Raw genomic sequence first — 18,584 nt, 5'->3', positions numbered from 1 at the left:
CCTCAGTAAAATTCTGTTCCACGGCATCGGCCATGATGCCGGCGATATTGCGCATCAAGGGGGTGGTGTTGACTGCAGCCTGTTGCAGGCGGCGCAGTGTTTGTTCTACAGAATTTATCTTTACATCAAGAGTAATCATGGTCTAATTTTAAACAAGGTATCGGTAGCAGGGTTTTACCCGGGATGTTGTATGAGGCGAGGGCTGGTCCGTCGCTGTCTGTCTGTCGAGCGCTTTTTCAGGTTCTCCCGGTACCACCAATTTCACAAGCCGTCCTTTGGGGCGGCTTGTCACTTTGTAATGTAGTGCTGCGCTATACTGGTGACTAGCCCGGAAACACGGTGAATCTCCCTGCCGTAGGACGTCGCAAGACGGATCGCGTGAGAGTGCCGGGAGCCTCTCCCGGGCTTATTTCTCCCATATCAAACGGCTGCTCTTTCTGATGCGGCTGACTTCTTTGTCACTGGTTGGATAGAAACTCTGCAACCAGTTTTCCTTGCCATCCCGCGTCACCTTCACCACCGCAGCCCACCAGCGGCCGTGCTGCCGTACAAACTTCAAATGCAGATCGCGTTCGGCCAGCACCAATTCAGGCTGTTCCAGCACCTGTTGCACCCGCCAGTAATCTTCCAGTGCCACCGCCTGTCCCTGGCGGTGGGCCAGCTGTTTGATCAGCGTGTCATCCGATAGCCATACCGTCTGGCTTTGCGTGCCCAGCCTGGCCATGTCGGCTGGCTGCAGTACGCCTACCGGCCAGCGTTGGCCGCTGCCCAGCGCCTGGCGTAGGACCGTGCTGTCCTGCCCATCTTTTAATGATTGGCTGACGGCCTGTTCCAGCCGGGTATAGCTGCGGGCGAAGTCCGGCCCGCTGAGGCTGCCTTGTACGTAGTGGCGGGCGATGTCGGCCGGGTAGTTGTCCAGCTCCGGTTGCCAGGCAGCACGGCCGGGGTTCCAGCCAAAACCGGCATCAGCCATGAAGCGCTGGCCGGTGAGCGGATTGGTCCAGGCCGGGGCCGGGCGGGTATTGCCCTGGCGGTCGATGGGCTGGTCCACGGTTGCCAGTTGGCCGCTGCTGTCATCGGCCTGCAGGCCGAGGCGCTCCAGGTCGGCGCTGCTACGGGTGCGTACCCGGCAGCGGCAGCGCCAGCCATTGGGCGGGTAAAAGCTGCGCCAAAACGGGTCATCAAAACGGAATACGCGACCATGCAGCTGGCGGTGCATGGGACGGGTGCGGTTGTCCATCACCGCTACATACTCCCACCACGGCCGCGCCTCGGCATTGTCCAGCTGCGCCTGGTAGCGCCCGGCCATATAGGCCGACTGCAGATTGGTGCGGAAGATGGTGTCCAGCCGGCGCGGGTTCAGCCGCTTGCCGATGATTTCGCCGCTGTCCTGGTCGACGATGTGGCCCTTGCCCCACCAGCCCTTGGCCTGCAGCAGCGGTTGCAGACGGTGCTGGAAGTCGGCCAGGGTTTCGCCCTTTGTTAACGCCTCCGTCAGTGCCTGCTTGATGTCGGCCAGCACGTCCAGTTTGGTAACACCGGCCACGGTAAAGGCGCGGGCGTGCGCTTCGCCCCACACCTCCTGCCAGTTAAAACCGATGGTGTAGCCCTTGGCTTCAAAGTAGCGGATGGCCTGCTCTGGCGGCAGGCCGATGGCAAAGCCTAAGTCAGCTGTCGCCATGCAGGCGGCCCCACACATCGGCCACAAAGATGGCCTGGGCCAGTAACTGTTGCAGCTGGCTGTCGTCCAGATCCGGCCAGGCCGTGGCCAGGCTGGCCAGCAGGATGTCCGGATTCTCGCCGGACTGAATGCGGGAAATCAGCGGGGCCAGCAGCTGCTGCACGGCGCTGTCCAGCTGCGGCAGGCTGATGTCGTCGATGGCTTGCTGGTCCGGGTAGACCAGTTCGCCCTCACTATTGCGCAGTACGGCGCGGTAATGCAGCGCGGCCTTGTCGGCCTTCGGTGCTGGTCGCAGTGCGGGCGGCAGGGCCAGCTCTGGCCGGGGTGCGCTGAGCACTTCTTCATTCTCGGCCGGGGCCGGGATGGCCAGCTTGTCGCGCACCCAGCTGACCGGCACTTTCAGGCCCAGTCCCACCAGCTTGGGCAGGCTGTCGGCATAGCTGGCCATGTCCTCCACGGCGCGGGTGTCGAATACCAGCCGTGGCAGGCGGCGCGGGTCGATCTGGCCGCTGTTGAGCACCGCCAACGGATACAGCAGATCCCGGCTGAGGGTGCCTTCCAGCTGGCGGGCATCGCTGACGGTGAGGTCGTGGCGCACTTCGTTGTGGATCTGGCCCAGCGCGTTGGTGCTGGTCTTGCCATCGGCCTGGCTGGTGAGGGTGCCGCCCAGTATCGCCTTGCTCTGGATGCGCTCGCACCAGTCCATCATCGCCTGGAAAGGGTCGTGACTGCCCTTGGCTGCCTCCTGAAACTCGATCAGCATGCCTTCCGGAATGATGCCGGCGGCGTTGTGGCCAATTCCGGCCACCGCCTGCAGCAGGGTGGCTTTTTCGGCATCGGTGGCCCCGCTGGGGTATTTGCCCACCCGCAGCGGCAGGCCGTAGATTTCCAGAAACTCGGCTAGGTCGCGCACCGCGTAGTTCTTGAACAGATAAGGCCAGGCCAGGATGCGGTGCAGCCCGGCGCGGGTAAGGTAGCCGGACTTGGCGCGGTGCTGGTGCAGCACCCAGCCAAATGGCCATAGTTCAGCGCCTTCAGCTGTGCCATCGCGCAGGCGCAGCGCGTTGCCGTTGTCTGGCAAGGTCTGGAACCAGCGCTGTGGCCGATGGCTGAGTTTCTCCGGCAGCCATTCCCGCCCCAGCTGCTGCCAGTGGATTTCCAGCGCGGCAAAGCCGTGGCCGATGCCGTCCAGGCAGTCCAGCAGTACGTCGTCCAGGTCGGGCATGTTATCCAGCCACTCCTGCAGGCGGCCAGCCAGGGATTTTTCGGCGGCGCTGGCCTGCGGTGGCGGCACGATGGACCAGTCCAGCGTCAGCAGCACGCGCTTGCGCTTGCTCATCTCGGCAAAGATGTGGCCGTCCTTTTCTTCCATATCGGTAAACAGGTCGGCCTGGGCACTGAGCACGCCCTGTTCGGCTTCCTCCAGCACCCGGTGCAGCCGTGCCGGGGTGAGGCCACGTGAGGGGTGCTCGGCAAACTCCCGCGTTACCCAGCCGATGCGGGCGGTTTGTTCCTCGGCCAGCACTGCGCGCTGGATGGGCTGGCCGTATTGGTCTAGCAGTTGCGCCATTTTTGTCACTTTTCCTTATTCACCATGCCCCGGCAGAAAATCCGCCGCCCAGCCCGCTACGTGGTGCCGGGGTGTAAGCAAAATGGGCATTGCCGCGTGTGGAGGCCATCATCCATAAAATGTGCAATGCGCTGAGGCCGTCATAGTGGTGATGGCCTTGGGGCTCTGGCCAGCTGTCCAGCTCGGCCAGCAGCAGCGTCAGCGCCGGGCTGAACAGAATGCGCGGTTCAAAGGCATCGCAGATATATGGCTCCAGTGAGTCAATGCGTACTTCCGCTGGCGCGGTGGCGGTGATGCCAATCAAGGGCAGCGGCACGCCGGCATTCAGTCCGTCCTGGACGAAGGTCTGGCGTGAATGCTCATAGGCGTTATTGTTTTCAAAGCCGATGCCCAGGCAGTGGAATGCGCGCTGGGCGGTAATCAGGTCGGCGCTAAGCTTGGACGGCACGCGACGTTTGATTTCTGCTTCCACCACGTGCAGACGCTTGGCATGGCGGTCCCAGCCGCCAATCAGGATGGCGGACGGGTCCGAGGTTTCCCCCTTGCCCATCGACGGGTCACAGGCACCAAACATCAGCCACTCCGGCATGCGCTGCACCCAGAAGCGGATATTGCCGAACACCTTGTCTTCATCACTGCGCGGGTCGCCCTGCATCTCGGTTTTAAACGCGGTGACATTCTTGGCGCGCTGGCGCATCAGCCAGAACAGGGAGCGCACGCTGGGCCAGGACGTGACCGCCCCGGCATCCATCAAAGCCTGATTGGCCAGATAAAAGCGGTAGGACGGCAGTTCTGCCTCGGCCAGCTTTTTGCCCTGCTGGTTGGCCGCTTCTTCGGCCTGTTTGTCCTCATTCAACATCAGTGTCTGGCATTGCTCCCACAAATCCATATGGGTGGGCAGTGCCTCGATGGCGCGGAAATGGTGGACGATGTGGACGATGGTGCGCTTGGCGCGGCTGATGGGGTCGTCCTTGTTCAGTACTGTTCCCACGCCCAGGTATTTGACGCTGCCATCAGGCGGCCCCAGGTAGTCGATGGCCTTGCCCAGCCAGTTCCAGCGGTTTTCCCGCTCGGTAGGGCTTTTGGCCTCGGCATCGGTGATCAGGTCATCGCCCAGCAGCAACTTGGGGCGGCTGGCACCGTGGAAGGTGCCGCGAATCGCCTGTTCTGCGCCAAAGGGTTCCACCTTGATGCCGGTGCGGGTGACAAACTCGCCCACTTTCCATACCGGGCCGCGCCCGCATACCTCAGGGAAATCCAGCGCCAATTGGCTGTTCACGGTGAGCTCGGTCTTGATGACTTCCAGCAGCTTGGTGGGCAGCCTGGTTTCCGCGCCCAGCAGGATGATGTAGTCAATAAACGGCGGGGGGGCATCGTTCCAGCCCACCTCCTGGCGAATTTCCTGCCGTTGCAGCAATGCCTGCACCGCGCACCAGGTGGGGCCGATCTTGGTCAGTAGCGAAGACTTGGCCTCACCACGCGGCGCAATCCACCACTCGGTGACGCCGCCAGGCTCACGCAATAACTGCGGCAGGCGCTGGCACAAATGGGCCTGGAACAACGATGGCGTCCCGCGGATATGGTGCGGGAAATAGGTATAGGCAAAAAACTGGAAATCGCCGTCCCGCAATACCCGCTGCCGCCGTTGCCGGATGGCGGCTGGCGAGGCATCCAGTCCGTTCTGGAAGGACTCGATATCCCGCTTCAGCTGGGCGGATAACTCGCGCAGTTCGGCGAAGAAGTCTTGTTTGGATAGCAGTGCAGTCATGGATTGGCCTGGCTGCCACTACTTTGGGCGAGGTTTGGCCGCATGGCTGTTTTGTTAGGCTGCCCACGCTGTTCACCACAAGGAGTTTGCTGATGATGGATGTGATTGCCGGTGCCTTTGGTACGCTCAAGACTGCGTCTGACATTGCGCAAGGTCTGCTCGCGCTCAAAACAGATACGGCGGTATCGACCAAAGCCCTGGAGCTGAACCGGGTGATTGCCGATGTGCAGCAACAGCTGTTTACCGCCCAGACGGACTATGCGACGGTTTTGCGCCGCGTACAGGATCTTGAAGCCCAGATTGTGCAGTTCAAAGACTGGCAACATGAAAAGCAGCGTTACCAGCTGTATGAGTTGGCACCGGCTACCCTGGTGTATCGCGTTAAGCCGGATATGCAGAACGGCGAACCCGTTCATGATCTTTGTCCCAACTGCTACCAGGACGGCATCAAGAGCATTTTGCAAAACAATGGATATGTTAAATCGCATGATTCCCTCACGTGTCCGCGCTGTCAGACGGTATTGCTGTTACCACCATCCAAAACCGGGTTTATAGAAATCAGTCCGGCCCCTGATGCCTGGGGAAACCCTCGCGGGTTCTAGCCATAGAGTCGTGCCAGTTCCGCGCCAAATGGTTCCAGCACTTCCACAAAGGCGGCGGCATGCTGGGGGTGCTGGTCACGGATATAGGCCGCCAGCTTCTGCACCACCTCCATCGCGGTGGCCAGCTGGCTGGTTTCCGGCAACACGCGCTTGCTGGCGGCCACCGTCTTGTTGAAGCTGTCAGCCAGGCTGGCCAGAATCTGCACCTTCTTTTCCGGTGGGATGTCCGGGTTGGCATTCAGCGCGTCCATGGTGGCCTGGTACTGGGTCATGAAGCCGGCCAGCGCGGCGCGGGCCACCGCCTCGATGCCATCCCCGGCCAGCAGGTGGGCGGCGCGCAGCTTGTCCCAGTCGTCGCCCTTGTCCAGTGCCTCGCGCTTCCAGCGGCTGGCGGTGGATTGCGAGATGGCGCATTGCAGGGCGGCGATTTCCAGGCTGATGCGCTCCAGCACATACAGGCGGCGCAGCTTGTCGCGGGTGTCCTGCCCGTGTGCCACTACAGGATTCCACGCTTGATCATTTCCGCCGCAATGGCGGTACCGATGGCGGCAATGGCGCCGCTGACTGCGCCGTTTTTGGAGGCGCGGATTTCCACGTCACGCAGGCGGCCGTCCATGCGGTCGATACGCTCGTTGTGGATGTTCTGCCTTGCCAGCATCAGGTCCATCTTGCCTTCCATGCGCCCCAGCGCACGTTGCAGTTCTTCATGGTCCGGCATGGGCTTCTCCTTGGGTTGGCGGAAACAGCGCCTGCCATGCATCCAGTTGCTGCTCCAACTGCTGGCACCACTGGCCATAGTCGGCCGCGTGATACAGCAGGGCTAAGGGTGGTAATCCGCCTGCGGGGGCGGCGGTTTGATCGGCTTGAACCGCAATTCCGGGGTCGGCTGCGGGCAGATATTCATTGACACTGGTGTAACCGAGCGCAGCGCGGTAGAGGCGCAGGCTGTCAGGGCCAAGGCCAGTAAAACGCGCACCATCCTGCTGTACGACATGGGAAATCCTCCGGCTGAGTTGTGCCTGGCTGCGGGCCAGATCGGCGCGGGCATGCAGCAAGGCCACGCCCACCCGGTAGGCCTGTTCTTCCATCTGCTGTTTGTCACGCAGCGCGTTGGCCAGCGCCTCGGCCTGGGCTTCTGCCTGCTGGCGCTGTTGTTGGGCATAGTTGGCTTGCAGCCGGGCGCTGTCGGCCAGATAACTACGCTCGGCCCAGCGATAACCCGCAGTGAATACACCGGCAGTCAGCGTCACCATACCCAGCAGCCACACCCAGCGATGCTTGGCAAACGGTAGCGTCATGGCCGCTCCTCCTGCTGCAAGGCATCGCGGGCAATCGCCGCCCGCTTGGATGCCTGGTTCTGCGCCACCCAGGCCGCCAGATAGCCGACATACAGCCATTCATCCAGCTTGCCCTGCACGGTAATCCACAGCAGCACCAGCGAGCTGACCACGAAGGCCCCCACCAGCGTGCTGTCGCTGGTGGACAGCCTGCCACTGGCCGGGTTGCGGATCAGGTCCAGCCAGCCCATTACTGCCACCCCCTGGCCAATTCAAAATGCGGAAACTCAGGAAACTTCGCCTTGGGGTTGCCATACCAGTTCAGCCCCAGCGCCTCGCCAATCCGACCCATCACCTGCCAGTGCGGGTGCCTGGCATCCCATTGCGGCTTGCCACCCACCATGGGCACGGCATCAAAAGCGCGCGACGCGGCCTTGCCCTGAATCGTGAAGTTGTGGGCGGACTGCCCGGCGCGGGCGTTGGTGACTTTCGGCCCAGGCTTGCTGCGGCCCTGCGCATACAGCGCGTCCTGCTCGGCCCCGGAACGCCAGGTGCAGTAAATCAGTACATCCACCCCGGCATCGGCGCACTGGCGGACAAAGGCATGTGCCAGCGGCTGCAAGTCGGGGTGAAGGTCGGAAAGAAGGCGGCTGGCCATGGTGCTGGCGTCCATCAGTTGCAATGGCCACCAGAATAGAAAAGCGCCCCGGGCGGGGCGCTGTGAAGGGGTTCAGCTGGTTGATAATTGAATCAACTAGACATTTTAAACAATATAAATTAATTAATTTAATTAAAATATTATGCATGAATCATACAAAAAAAATACGTATTTACACTAAAATGCATTCTGTGTCGTAACAATCTTAAATCGAGGGCTCATCAATGAAGATTTCCCAGCGTATTCTGTTCCAGATCCTGCTCTCGCTTATCGCGCTGGTGGGCATCAGTGCCTACAGTATCTACGTACAGTCCAAGCTGGCGGCAACAGCTAAGAATTTTGCAGAAGATGACTACCCCAGTCTGATCAACCTAAATAATTTCAGCACCCGTTTTGCAGGGCTACGTCTTGCTGGATTGCAAGACATTGCGTCCATTTCGGCGAGTGACCGGATGGCAGCCAAAGCGAAAACAGAGCAAGAGTATCAGGCGGCCAAGGCAGCGATTGGCCTGTATGCCAACATGATCAATGATGACGAGGATCGTGGGCACTTCAATGACGATGTTCGTCTTCTGGACAAATATTACACCGCACTGCAGCCGATGTTACAGGCGGCCGAGCGAAATGACATTGCTGCGGCAGTCAAAATACGTGCTGACACAGTGAGTCCCGTTGGTGATGAGTTGAACAAGGCTATCCAGGCTCACATCGATTACAACAAGCGCTACGTGGGCAAGGAAGTGGCGGATGCAAACGAGATGATCAATCTGTCTCATAATGTCAGCATTGGTACCTCTGTATTGCTGTTGTTGATTCTTGCTATCAGTGGCTGGCGTAGCTACCGGGCGATTGTCACCCCCTTGAACACGCTGAACACCACCATGAATGAAATCGGGGACAAGCTGGACTTTACCCTGAGTGTGACCGTGATCAATGATCATGACGAGGTGGGAGATACTGCCAAGACCTTCAACAAGCTGATAGACCGAATCCGGCGCAGCCTTCTGAACATTCAGGATAACTGTAACAAGGTCAGCAGCTACACCAATGATTTGGCGCAATCGGCTAATCATGTATCCGCAGCGGCAGAGCATCAGAATGAAGCTTCTGCCGCTATCGCGGCCACCATGGAACAACTGACGGTCAGTATTAACCATGTCGGTGACCGTGCAGAGCATGGTAACCAGCAAACCAGCGAAGCAAGCCGTTACGCCGACAATGGCTACCAGGTGATTACCAAGACCGTTGCTGAAATCAAGTCGATCTCCACGACGGTTGATCAGGCGAATGTCAGCCTGACCGAGCTGGGTGCACAGAATGGAAAGATTGCCACATCAGTCAGCAGCATCAAGGATATTGCAGAGCAAACCAACCTGTTGGCATTGAATGCGGCTATCGAAGCGGCCAGAGCAGGTGAAATGGGCCGGGGTTTTGCAGTCGTCGCGGATGAGGTACGCAAGCTGGCGGAACGCACTGGGGTGCTGACAGGTGAAATTGACCAGGTCATTCGTGGTATGACCGATACATCGCGCCAGACCACCCAGCGCATGACTGAGGCACAAAGTCTGGTGGAGGCTGGTGTGGTACGGGCAGACGAAGCGATGGTTGCGATTGACGAGATTGGCAAATCATCAGCTAGTGCCCAGCAGATGGTCGCCGAGATTACAGACGCGATCCGCGAGCAAGCTGCTGCTTGTAACACCATTGCCAATCAAGTGGAGAAAATTGCCCAAATGGCTAACCAGTCCAGTGCTGCCTCGCAGGAAACGGCAACGACGGCGCGGCATCTGGATGAGGCAGTCGCAGCGATGAACAAAGCAGTCGGTCGTTATCGCATTTGATTCAAACTTAGCTTAGCCAGTCCGCAATGCCTGATGGCACTGCGGGCTGTCGTACGTTTGGGCTATGGGGCAAGTTCCTCTTTAAAACAGGTCTGCTTGTCCTGAGGGATACAGCTGTTCTTCTTTCTTCAAGATACTCCACACCTGCCGTTCGGTAATCTGGTACTGCCGCGCCAGCTGGTGCACGGCGTGGCTGGCGGGGTGGTGGCGGGTGAGGGTGTCGAAGCTGTCGCGGATCTGCTGGTTGCGCATGGCGCGCAGGGCGGCGGCGCAGCGCGGGATGGCCAGTACCTCGCCACCAAAGTGGCGGGTGAGGATGTCGGCGGCGTCCACGCCCACCACCTCGGCCAGGGCTTCGTAGCGGATTTGTCCCTGGCGGCGCTGGTTTTTGCTGATAGGAAAAGTGGTGCCGCCCCAGGCTTCGATCAGTTTGAGCGCCCTGGGCAGGCCGATCAGGCTGGCGATGAGTTGCGCCATTTCCGGTAGCAGGTGCTGTAGCTGTTCCAGCTGCATGGCGTGTTCCGCTTTCATTCGGTTTTCCTCCCGGCGCGGCGTGCGTCGATCACCAGTGCGGCGACCAGCTTGTGCAGCTGCTGTGCGTCCAGCCAATCCACCTTGTCTATTGCATACATGCGCTTGGCCATGGCGTCAGCGTAGGGCCAGGGGCGGCGGGCTTCGGCCAGCAGCGCCGCTATCTTGCCCATCAGTGCCTGGCGGCCTGCGGTGGGCTGTGGCCGTTTGCCATGGCGTGGGCCGGGCTTGGCGACAAAGCCCAGGCGCTGCATTTCAGCCAGTACCTGCAATAACTGCAGCAGGTCCAGCTGGGTGCTGCTGGTGCAACCGGGAGCGATGCGGGCCAGCAGGCTGCGATAGTCGGCTTCGGCCATGGCCAGTTGCTGGCGGGCGATATGCAGTTTGGCGATCAGCGCCTGGCGTGTGTCTTTCATCAGTCCCCCTTTATTTCTTCTTCTGGCGTTAAAACCCGTTACGGAGCCGACCGGTTTAACGGTCGGCTCGATACCGGGCTTTAGTTGAGGCTGTCCTTCAAGGCCTTGCCCGGCAGGAACACCACTTTGCGTTTGGCCGGGATGGCCAGGCTTTCGCCGGTTTTGGGGTTGCGGCCGGTGCGGGCTGTAGTGGTTTTGACCTTGAATTTGCCGATGCTGGCGAAGACCACTTCATTGCCTTGCTGCGTTTGCTCACGGATGGTCTGTTCCAGCGCGTCAACCAGGCGCAGGGCGTCCACTTTGGCGAGGCCGGCCTTGTCGGCCAGGGTGGTGATGAGTTGTTGCTTGTTCATGGTGTGCTCCTTAGAAGCGGTGGGTAATGATTTCGCAATCGCAGTCATCGCTGAGGGTGTCGAACCAGACCTTGATGGGCCGGGTGGGCGGGATGCCTTTTTCGCAGATCCAGCCCAGCCCGTCGTGCTGGCTGTTGCTGCCATGGGTGACGGCCATTTCGGCGGCGTAGCAGAACACGTCGTCGATGCCGTCGATGTCCCACAGGCCATCGCAGAATTGCTGCAGATAGTCATCGCTGGCGAAGTCGGCAGGCAGTTCGATGGTGAGTTCTCGTTCTATGGTGACGCGCACCCGGCGCTGGATGGTATCCATGTCACACCCCCGCAATATCCAGCGGCAGCGCCTGGTACTGGTCGCTGTCGCCAATGCGTTCATAAATGCGGATATAGCTTTTGGAGCACTGCACCCGCACCGAGTCGGACAGCGCCTGCATGGCGCGCTGCCATTTCTCGTCCTGGATGTCGAGGCGCCGCAGGCCGAGGATGCGGCCGGTGCTGATATTGCCGGCCTTGTCGACATTGAAGGCGTCGCCGACGATGGCGCGGATTTCGCTGCGGGCGTCTTCCGTCCATTCATGCAGGCATTCGTCGATCAGGCTTTTGGCGGCTTGCAGCCCTTCGTCGAAAGCCAGCGTGTCCTGGATGGCGCGCAGCAGCTTGTAGCGGCCATCAAAGCTGAGCAGCGTCACATTGCCTTTGGAGCCGCCCAGCCTGGCGCCGTAGCGTTCGCCGGACAGTTCGACAAAGGCGTTGATGTCACCAAATACGGCGGTTTTGAACTCCGCCAGGCTGCGGTTGAGCTGACGGGCGCGGTTGACGATGTCCTTGACCAGTTCATCACGCGCCTGGTCGATGGGTTTGATGTGTGCCAGCGGAATCAGCCGGCCACGGGCGTCCTGTTTGTAACCTTCTGGTTTAGCGTTCATGGTTTTCTCCTGATGCCAAGTTGCTGTTTAACTTTTTCCAGTGCCTGCCGGTTTTTAAGCAGTTGCTCCGGGGTAAAAAAGCGCGGCTGGTTGGTCTGGTCTGGCTGGGTGGCCAGATAGTCTTGCCACACCCTGCGCTTTGCCTCGCGTGGGTCCATGCCACTGGCCACCAACGTTGCCGTGCGCCTCTGTAGCTGCGCTCTGGTAGCCGGGTCCAGTTCTGTCGATAGAGTCATGTCACTACGGCGTCCCCGCTGGAGGCGGCACCACACAATATCTGGTCGACCTGGCAGGACAGATTGCCCAAGTCAGCTGCCGCCGACCCCAGGGCCGCCATCAGCAATTTGCAGCGCTGGGCTGCTGCCAGCAGGGCATCGGCGTTGATTTCCCCACTCAGCAGGCTGCGCACCAGGTCGGCGTTAGCTGGAGTGATCTTGCTGGTATCAATGTCCAGCTCGTGCCGTAGCCGGACCAACTCGGCCACTGGCGCAGGGACACGGCGTTCGTTTTCGTAGCGGCTGCCACCAGACTGGGTGACAAATACCTGGCTCCAGAACTGTTGCTGGTTCAGTCCGGTCTGGCGGCGCAGGCTGCGGTAGTCTTGCTTGACGGATGTGTCGCTCATGGTGGTCTCCTGGTGGGGTTAGTGGCCGAACTCGGTCCAGACAATGCGGCAGCCCTCAAGGGCAAACTGCCCTTGTCGGTATTTGCCGAAGTAGGTGTCATGGCCAAAGCTGTAGTAGACGGCGTCACCGCTATCGATCAGCTGTTGGCAGCGGGCGCTGGTGCGGATGTGAATGGTGGGCCGGTCTGTGCACTGCAAGTTGGCACTGATCACGGACAAGCCGCGCTCGGTCAGCTTGCGCACTGCACTGGCAATGCGCAGCGCTGCCAACAGCATGCTGGCGTTGTCTTGCGCATGCGGTGGCAAGGATGTGTTGCTCATGGTGCGTCTCCTTCCGGACGTTGCGGGCAGTGCTGGCAAGCGCGCCAGTGGCCCAGTTTCAGCGGGTGATGCATGGGGATGGGGGCCAGGGCGACGGCGCGGCATTCCTGAATCGTCAGACTCCGTTGCAGTCGCGGGCAACGGACGCTATCGAGCGCTTGCATTGACGCATGGGCGATCTTGTCGGTCTTGCCTGGGTACTTGCCGGCAAGCACCAGGCTGACGGTGGCCACGCTATAGCCCAAGCGGCCAGCCACTGCGCGCATGCTGCTGCGTTGGGTTTCGGCGCGCAGCAAAGCCAGCCAGCGCGGTTCTTGCTGTTCAAAGGTCGACATGCGTGATGTCCTCTTGCCATACCACTTTGTCCATGTTCGGGTCATAGACATAGGTATTGCGACCAACTACTGGCGGGCGTGGACCGCTATAGCGCTGCGATACAAAGCGGTAGCGCGGCGGGCTGCTCTTGCCTCTGGCCTTGGTTCTGGTGATGTAGCCAGCCTTGACCAGCTGGTTGATGTAGTAGCTGGCCGTGGTGTGGGCAATAACCCGTTCCGGGGTGCTGGCCAGTGCCGCCAGTTCACGGCTGCTGAACTCGCTGCCGACCATGCGCATGGTGCGCCATAGCAATTCGGTACACAGGTCGCGCTGGATGGGTTGACCCTTGGCATCCAGGCGCGGGTATTCGATGCCGCAGTCACGAATCAGACAAAAGTGCTGCTGGTCGTTGCACTTGCTACGCGTATTGATGCGCTCGACGTATCCGCCTTTCACCAGGGCATTGATGTAATGATGAATGGCACCCATCGTTGCTAGTGAATCGCTATGGATCATGAAGGCAGTGAAATCTTCACGACGAGTGCGGATGGCTTCCCAGATGCGTTGAAAGGTGCCGCGCCCGCCAGCGCTTTGCATCGGTTTTGCGGGTTGTGTTTTGCGGACCATTAGTTGCCCCCTCTGCGCTTCGGCGCTTCGCCTGTGTATAACGGGCGGTCACCCCAACGGGAGCGGTCCAGCTCGGTTTCGGCCAGCAGGTTGGCTTCTTCATGAATCAGCGTCAGATTGACGCAGACCCGGCGCACCGAACCGTGTGATAGCTGGACAATGTGCTGCAACAAGTCGTCAGCAATGACGACATTGGGGCAGTAAATCGGGGCCAGCTGGCGGGCATCGGCCTCGCTCACCGGCAGCGCCGGTATCCAGGCCATCACGCGGCTGTGAAAACGCTCCCAGCGTTTCAGCCGGTGGGCAATGGTCTCTTCGCCCACCAGCAGCAGCGTGCCCTGGCTGCCTTCGTAGATGTCGCGGACCAGCTCCACCATACTGTCACTGCGCAGGCAGAAGTCGAATTCGTCGATGATCAGCGGCCGCTGGCTGGTAGCTAGCTGTTCGCAGGTTTGGTCGAGCAAGGCCGGGATGGTGCCGTGAGGCTTGATACCCATTTCAAACAGGATTTTTTCCAGCAGCGTCTTGCGGTTCCACGCGCTGCGCATTTGCACGTAATAGCCACGGGTACGGTTGGCTAGAGCGCTGCAAGCCATGGTCTTTCCGCGGCCGGCCTCGCCATACATCACACCAATACCGGGTAGCCCTTCTACGCGGGTCAGCAGCTTTTCGGCGGCGACTGCAACTAAGTCCAGGTTGGCGATAGGGGCCACTCGGTTGACGGTCTGTAAGGTGTAAGTCATGCTCTTGTTTCCAGTGGTTGAGCACTGCCGTGCAGGGTCAGTGTTTAAGCGGTTTTGCGCTGGTAAGTCCGGAACTCGGCGGTCGCCTGATAGGTGTGCCGCCATTTCTTTGCCTTCTCGTCAGCCATGTCGCTTTCGTCGATGGCCATCAGCGCCTGCCAGGCCTGCCAGCGGGCTTCTGGTGTGGTGGGCACCTGCCAGCTGCTGTCCGTTGTGGCTGCCCTGGGCTTGGCTGGTTCTTGGTGCAGTGCCTGGGCGCGGGCTGCCAGTTGGCTGCGATCCAGCACCATCACGCCGGGAATGCTGACGGTCTCCATCTGCTCCAGTGCAGGCCTGCCGTGCAGCTCCTGCCGTACCTCATCCAGCTTGTTTTGCAGCAGACGTTCCCGGCCTTGAGCGCGCTTGGTTTTGGCGCGCTGAATGGCCGACTGCGGCACGTAGTCGCGCTTGTTGGCATCAAGCTCGGCGGTGCAGATGAAGCGACCGTCTGCGTCGTACACCCACACGCGGGCCGGGTCGTGGATGTCGTAGCCAATCCGCAGCTGCTCGCTGTGGAACTCCTCCAGGGCGGTGGCAAAGTAACGGTTGCCCAGTAGTTCGATTTCGCAGCGGCGCACGGTGCGCAGCAGCTGCGGGCGGAACAGCGGCCGGGCCTCGTCGTCGCTTACCAGGTGCGCCTCAAATCCCTGGGCGACATGCAACGCCCACTTCTCATTCGGCGTCATGTGCCGTTTGCGGCCGGTGTCCGGGTCGCTGATGCGCGGCAGGCTGCGATGCGGACGGTTGTTGTAGTCGGCCACTTGCTGTTCGCAAAACTGCACGAAGTCGGCCCAGGCCAGCAGCGGCATGGTGGCAGTGCTGCCGCTTTGGCCTGCTTGGCGGATGGCTTGGCGGGATAGCTTGAAATTGGCTAGCCGGGCCTGGCGGTCCATGTCCTTGCCGATATAGCCGGGCAAGGTTTTGGCGGCTTTTACCCAGATGGTGTGGTGCAGCCGCTCAATCACGCCCCGTGCCTGGGAGTTGTACGGCAGGCTGTTCACCATCTCGATGCCAAGGCGGGACATGAAGCCGGTGGCGCTATCCAGCATCATCTGGTTTTTGTAGCCGCTGCCGTTGTCGACATACAGCACCGCCGGGACGCCGTTTTTCAGGCAGGCATCTCGCAGTGCATCCAGCACAGCCAGGGCGCTTTCCGCCAGGCTGACCGACCAGCCCACGGCCTTGCGGGTGGCAATGTCCACCATGGTGGTGATTTCTGGTCGGAACGGGCGACCGTGCAGCGGGTGCTGAATTTCCGCGTCAAAGGCATGGCCGTCGGCGCTGTACACGTCGCCGGGCAGCAGGCTGTCGAAGTCTCGCCGGATAAAGGGGCGCAGGGATTTCAGCTCGCGTTCACCCATGCGGCCGACATGGCGGCTGACCTGGCCTACCTTACGGAGAAAACGCCGGACCTGGCTGATGCTGGGCAGCTTGGCCAATGGCTGCTGCGCGCCCCATTCTTGCAAAAAGGCGTGGTAAGCATGTTCGACGGTGGGCTTTTCCGGGCGCTGATAGTGGCTGAGAAAGCACGGTGCCCAAGCCGGAACGGACATATCCGCTTCCCGTTTTTTTGGCACCAGGCTGCCAGCCTGCTGATACTCCACAAAACGCAGCACGCTGCGCGGGCTGGGCAAGCCATCCAGGCTCTTGCGACCGCGACCGTCGCGGGCCATTTTCAGCATGGCCACCAGTTGGGGATTGGCCGCACCGACCCTTGCCATGTCCACCAGCACGGTGGCGGCTTTCTTGCGTGCATAGCCAGAGCGCTGCATCAGCAGCTCCAGTGCGTTTAACACGCCGCGCCGGGCATCAGCCGTCAGTGCCTGTGCTTCGGTCTCTAATAGCGGGAGTTGCTGTGGGGCGCTGGGCAGGCTGGGTGCTTGCACTGTGGCTGCCAACTGCGCAGCGGCCTTGGTGCGGATTTGGGCCATGATGCTGGCCGGAGGCATGTACTGTTTGCGCGTGCCGCCAATTCCAGTCACGTTGTGGACGGGCCAGCATTCTCTTTCTGCCCTGTCCCGGATGCCAACTTTTGATGTCGGGATTCCCGTTAGCTGCATAGCTGCTAGCTCGGCTGCGCTGTAATGCGTTTTGAGTTCCACTTGGTTCATGGCAACTCCTCAAACAGCTCAAGCTCTGGTTGTGCAGCTTTCAATACGTTTTCACGATGGAAAACCACTTCCGACAGCGTCACGCTTAGAGCCGCTACCGTTTCAGCCAGGCAATTGCGGTCTTGATAGAACCGAGCGAGCAGTGCCATGGCATTGGCGGCATTCGCCTGCATAGACGCAAGTTCAACCACGGCTGCATGCTTGCCAGCCGGAATGCTGACCACTACTTTGTTGCCATGCGCCAGACACAGGTAATCACTGATGAAGCTGGCACCGCTGAATGTCTCAAACTGGCGTACGCGATTTAATGGCATGGCCGAGTCCGCCAGCCAGCGGTAATAGGTTTTCAGCTCCACGCCCATCAAGTCGGCCATCACCTTGGCCGGACGCCGCAGTTTTTCTGCCGCGTGTTCGGCACACAGCTCAATCGCCTCATCCAGCGACCTGGCTTGTGCAGCTTTCCAGTTACGTTTTCGCATTCCACTTTCCTTATTCATGAGAAATGCCGGCGTAGCGTTTTGCTCAGACAACACGTACCATTCGTTCATGCTTTGGAGCGCGCTTCACACAACATGGCCGCTGCGAGTGGGGGTAATTCCGGAGTCGCCCGTGCTGCATAGCGACTTGGCCAGATGGTCTCTGGTGGCACCTCGATGGTGGCGGCAATAATCCGCTCTGCCTTCGGCCATGGCCTATCCAGTGCAGTACGTAGCGTGTTTTGGCTCAAACCGAAGGTTAACGACAGCTGCCGTAGCGACCAGCCCTTCTTGCGGAGCGCGGCATAGATGTCTGCTCTGTGCCAGTCCTCATGAGGAGTGGTTTTTTTTGGCTCGTTGGGTGCATTCATTTGTGAATCCTTTGCACTTAATGTGTGATGGCAGATTAAGTGCCAATAAGTGCAAAGTCAAAGTGGTGATGTAAGTTTCCGCTTAATTTGTGCCTGTCCTTTTGTTCAGTCGTATCTAAATTGTTGATTTTATTTGGATAAATTGCGGACTGTTTGAATTTTTAAGTGCAAATAAATGTTTGCACTTTTAAGCGAGCGGAGTGATAAGTGAGTAATCTGCTTTCGGCTAGCGAAATCGTCGCTTTGCAGTTGCCTGGCTTGCCAACAACAAAAGTGGCAATCGCAGCTAAAGCTGCGCGTGAAAGTTGGTATTTCGAGGAAAGAACAGGTCTTGGCGGGACACGGAAGGTCTATGCACTTCCTGGGCAGTACATGCCGAAGCCGAGAGGAATGGGGGAGCGGCTGGAGCAAGTAGTGAGCCTGTACCCCGACCGCGTCAATGCAGCGGAGGTGGCGGGCGTCAGCATTCAGCTGCTACGCCGTATCATCACAGAAGAAAGCGACCCACCATTACAAGCTGTGCTCAACCTGGCTCGGCCGATGGGCATTTCATTGGACTGGATTGTGTCTGGTGAAGGGGATATGTACGAAACACCGCCCCGCGCCGCAGTTGAAGCCCCGGCCAATCCGAATAGCAATATGGTGGCATTTACTTTGGCTGGCACGGATGTCCAAATGGCGTTCAGTCGCCACTGGATAAAGCAGCAACTACAGGTTAGCGCCGAGAGTCTGGAACTGATGCAGGTGCCAGGGGATTCCATGGAAGGCACGCTGAGCAGCCGGGATGTGGTGTTGGTTAACAAAGCGGACACGCAACCAGCAAATGGACTATTTGTGTTGCGACTGGATGGCGTGCTCGATGTGAAGCGCCTGCAGCGCCTACCAGGCTCAAAACTGAAGGTAAGCGGCAGCAATGAAGCCTATGACCCATTCGAGTTGGATCTGACCCAGGCAACGCCAGGGTTTGAAATCGTTGGGAAGTTGGTTTGGTATGGGCGAATCGTGTAATTTTTCGCCATTCAGGTGTCAAAAATAACGCAAATCCATCCTATTCCTGTTCATTTAAATGCAAAATTCTGCATTTTCCCGACGACAAGAATAACGGCGCAAACCCGCGCCGTTATTACGTTCTCTGCCGATAAAGTGCCTCCCGGCACGGTGACAAACTAACTACCCCCCCACAGCCACCCGTCGGCATGCTTGACGGGGCCGGTGGGTGCGGTGGTGCGGTGGAAACAAAAGCGCTTGGGTTTGATAGTGGGCTTTGTTATTGCATACAAACCCATAAAGGCCGAGTTGCAGACGTGTTGCTGACAAATGTCTTCAATTCGGC

The 18,584-nt window shown here is 59.6% G+C and carries 25 protein-coding genes; 3 read left to right on the top strand and 22 right to left on the bottom strand.

What is annotated here, in order from left to right:
* Positions 1–406: 406 nt before the first annotated feature.
* From HWX34_RS20670 to HWX34_RS20660, 3 genes are read right to left on the bottom strand one after another with little or no spacing between them, the layout of a single operon-like run.
* On the bottom strand, positions 407–1,681 hold the full coding sequence (locus HWX34_RS20670) for a phage minor head protein (protein ID WP_178974049.1): 1,275 nt from the start codon (positions 1,679–1,681) through the stop codon (positions 407–409).
* Positions 1,668–3,251, bottom strand: a complete 1,584-nt coding sequence (locus tag HWX34_RS20665; RefSeq protein WP_178974048.1) for a DUF935 domain-containing protein — start codon at positions 3,249–3,251, stop codon at positions 1,668–1,670. The genes HWX34_RS20670 and HWX34_RS20665 overlap by 14 nt, the downstream gene beginning before the upstream one ends.
* A gap of 19 nt (positions 3,252–3,270) precedes the next feature.
* A complete protein-coding gene (locus HWX34_RS20660) occupies positions 3,271–5,019 on the bottom strand; it encodes a hypothetical protein (protein WP_178974047.1) in 1,749 nt (582 codons plus the stop codon).
* Positions 5,020–5,111: 92 nt separating this feature from the next.
* Between HWX34_RS20660 and HWX34_RS20655 the strand changes: the two genes are divergently transcribed.
* Positions 5,112–5,621, top strand: a complete 510-nt coding sequence (locus tag HWX34_RS20655) for a hypothetical protein (protein WP_178974046.1) — start codon at positions 5,112–5,114, stop codon at positions 5,619–5,621.
* On the opposite strand, the gene HWX34_RS20650 is transcribed toward HWX34_RS20655, so the two are convergent.
* From HWX34_RS20650 to HWX34_RS20630, 5 genes are read right to left on the bottom strand one after another with little or no spacing between them, the layout of a single operon-like run.
* Entirely contained in the window at positions 5,618–6,118 is a 501-nt protein-coding gene (locus HWX34_RS20650; protein WP_178974045.1) for a DUF1804 family protein, read from the bottom strand. The two genes, HWX34_RS20655 and HWX34_RS20650, sit on opposite strands and share 4 nt — an antisense overlap.
* A complete protein-coding gene (locus HWX34_RS20645) occupies positions 6,118–6,339 on the bottom strand; it encodes a hypothetical protein (RefSeq protein WP_045847847.1) in 222 nt (73 codons plus the stop codon). Before HWX34_RS20645 ends, HWX34_RS20650 begins: the two co-directional genes overlap by 1 nt.
* The gene (locus HWX34_RS21455) at positions 6,326–6,919 is read right to left on the bottom strand and encodes a hypothetical protein (RefSeq protein ID WP_178974044.1); all 594 of its coding nucleotides are present in this window, start codon (positions 6,917–6,919) and stop codon (positions 6,326–6,328) included. The genes HWX34_RS20645 and HWX34_RS21455 overlap by 14 nt, the downstream gene beginning before the upstream one ends.
* Positions 6,916–7,149 (bottom strand): hypothetical protein, encoded by a 234-nt coding sequence (locus HWX34_RS20635; protein WP_178974043.1) that lies wholly within the window; start codon positions 7,147–7,149, stop codon positions 6,916–6,918. The genes HWX34_RS21455 and HWX34_RS20635 overlap by 4 nt, the downstream gene beginning before the upstream one ends.
* Positions 7,149–7,556, bottom strand: coding sequence for a M15 family metallopeptidase (locus HWX34_RS20630; RefSeq protein WP_178974042.1), 408 nt, complete (start codon positions 7,554–7,556; stop codon positions 7,149–7,151). Before HWX34_RS20630 ends, HWX34_RS20635 begins: the two co-directional genes overlap by 1 nt.
* A 224-nt stretch (positions 7,557–7,780) precedes the next feature.
* On the opposite strand from HWX34_RS20630, the gene HWX34_RS20625 reads away from it, so the two are divergent.
* On the top strand, positions 7,781–9,397 hold the full coding sequence (locus tag HWX34_RS20625) for a methyl-accepting chemotaxis protein (RefSeq protein ID WP_178974041.1): 1,617 nt from the start codon (positions 7,781–7,783) through the stop codon (positions 9,395–9,397).
* An 81-nt stretch (positions 9,398–9,478) separates the two neighbouring features.
* Here HWX34_RS20625 and HWX34_RS20620 read toward each other — a convergent pair whose 3' ends face one another.
* The 14 genes from HWX34_RS20620 to HWX34_RS20555 all read right to left on the bottom strand — a co-directional run bounded on the left by HWX34_RS20620 (position 9,479) and on the right by HWX34_RS20555 (position 17,251).
* The gene (locus HWX34_RS20620) at positions 9,479–9,928 is read right to left on the bottom strand and encodes a Mor transcription activator family protein (protein ID WP_255497675.1); all 450 of its coding nucleotides are present in this window, start codon (positions 9,926–9,928) and stop codon (positions 9,479–9,481) included.
* Positions 9,925–10,344 (bottom strand): gp16 family protein, encoded by a 420-nt coding sequence (locus HWX34_RS20615; RefSeq protein ID WP_178974040.1) that lies wholly within the window; start codon positions 10,342–10,344, stop codon positions 9,925–9,927. The genes HWX34_RS20620 and HWX34_RS20615 overlap by 4 nt, the downstream gene beginning before the upstream one ends.
* A gap of 80 nt (positions 10,345–10,424) precedes the next feature.
* On the bottom strand, positions 10,425–10,697 hold the full coding sequence (locus tag HWX34_RS20610; protein WP_255497673.1) for an HU family DNA-binding protein: 273 nt from the start codon (positions 10,695–10,697) through the stop codon (positions 10,425–10,427).
* 10 nt (positions 10,698–10,707) lie between these two features.
* Positions 10,708–11,010, bottom strand: a complete 303-nt coding sequence (locus HWX34_RS20605) for a hypothetical protein (protein WP_218645278.1) — start codon at positions 11,008–11,010, stop codon at positions 10,708–10,710.
* Position 11,011: 1 nt separating this feature from the next.
* On the bottom strand, positions 11,012–11,623 hold the full coding sequence (locus HWX34_RS20600) for a DUF3164 family protein (protein ID WP_178974038.1): 612 nt from the start codon (positions 11,621–11,623) through the stop codon (positions 11,012–11,014).
* The gene (locus HWX34_RS20595; protein WP_178974037.1) at positions 11,620–11,859 is read right to left on the bottom strand and encodes a hypothetical protein; all 240 of its coding nucleotides are present in this window, start codon (positions 11,857–11,859) and stop codon (positions 11,620–11,622) included. The genes HWX34_RS20600 and HWX34_RS20595 overlap by 4 nt, the downstream gene beginning before the upstream one ends.
* Entirely contained in the window at positions 11,856–12,248 is a 393-nt protein-coding gene (locus HWX34_RS20590) for a helix-turn-helix transcriptional regulator (protein ID WP_178974036.1), read from the bottom strand. The genes HWX34_RS20595 and HWX34_RS20590 overlap by 4 nt, the downstream gene beginning before the upstream one ends.
* Positions 12,249–12,266: 18 nt before the next feature.
* The gene (locus HWX34_RS20585; protein WP_178974035.1) at positions 12,267–12,569 is read right to left on the bottom strand and encodes a hypothetical protein; all 303 of its coding nucleotides are present in this window, start codon (positions 12,567–12,569) and stop codon (positions 12,267–12,269) included.
* On the bottom strand, positions 12,566–12,904 hold the full coding sequence (locus HWX34_RS20580; RefSeq protein ID WP_218645277.1) for an XRE family transcriptional regulator: 339 nt from the start codon (positions 12,902–12,904) through the stop codon (positions 12,566–12,568). The genes HWX34_RS20585 and HWX34_RS20580 overlap by 4 nt, the downstream gene beginning before the upstream one ends.
* Complete coding sequence (locus tag HWX34_RS20575; protein ID WP_178974034.1) at positions 12,891–13,481, bottom strand: helix-turn-helix transcriptional regulator; 591 nt, start codon at positions 13,479–13,481, stop codon at positions 12,891–12,893. The genes HWX34_RS20580 and HWX34_RS20575 overlap by 14 nt, the downstream gene beginning before the upstream one ends.
* Before the next feature lie 29 nt (positions 13,482–13,510).
* Positions 13,511–14,254, bottom strand: coding sequence for an AAA family ATPase (locus tag HWX34_RS20570; protein WP_178974033.1), 744 nt, complete (start codon positions 14,252–14,254; stop codon positions 13,511–13,513).
* A gap of 44 nt (positions 14,255–14,298) precedes the next feature.
* Positions 14,299–16,353 (bottom strand): Mu transposase C-terminal domain-containing protein, encoded by a 2,055-nt coding sequence (locus HWX34_RS20565; RefSeq protein ID WP_370459807.1) that lies wholly within the window; start codon positions 16,351–16,353, stop codon positions 14,299–14,301.
* Between the two features lie 47 nt (positions 16,354–16,400).
* Entirely contained in the window at positions 16,401–16,952 is a 552-nt protein-coding gene (locus HWX34_RS20560; protein WP_255497666.1) for a hypothetical protein, read from the bottom strand.
* The gene (locus HWX34_RS20555) at positions 16,949–17,251 is read right to left on the bottom strand and encodes a helix-turn-helix transcriptional regulator (RefSeq protein WP_178974031.1); all 303 of its coding nucleotides are present in this window, start codon (positions 17,249–17,251) and stop codon (positions 16,949–16,951) included. Before HWX34_RS20555 ends, HWX34_RS20560 begins: the two co-directional genes overlap by 4 nt.
* A gap of 207 nt (positions 17,252–17,458) precedes the next feature.
* On the opposite strand from HWX34_RS20555, the gene HWX34_RS20550 reads away from it, so the two are divergent.
* The gene (locus HWX34_RS20550) at positions 17,459–18,259 is read left to right on the top strand and encodes a LexA family transcriptional regulator (protein ID WP_178974030.1); all 801 of its coding nucleotides are present in this window, start codon (positions 17,459–17,461) and stop codon (positions 18,257–18,259) included.
* Positions 18,260–18,584: the final 325 nt, after the last annotated feature.

The sequence above is a fragment of the Aquitalea sp. LB_tupeE genome (genome assembly GCF_013391415.1).
Taxonomy (GTDB): Bacteria; Pseudomonadota; Gammaproteobacteria; order Burkholderiales; family Chromobacteriaceae; genus Aquitalea.
This window is presented reverse-complemented; position numbering and strand designations above follow the sequence as displayed.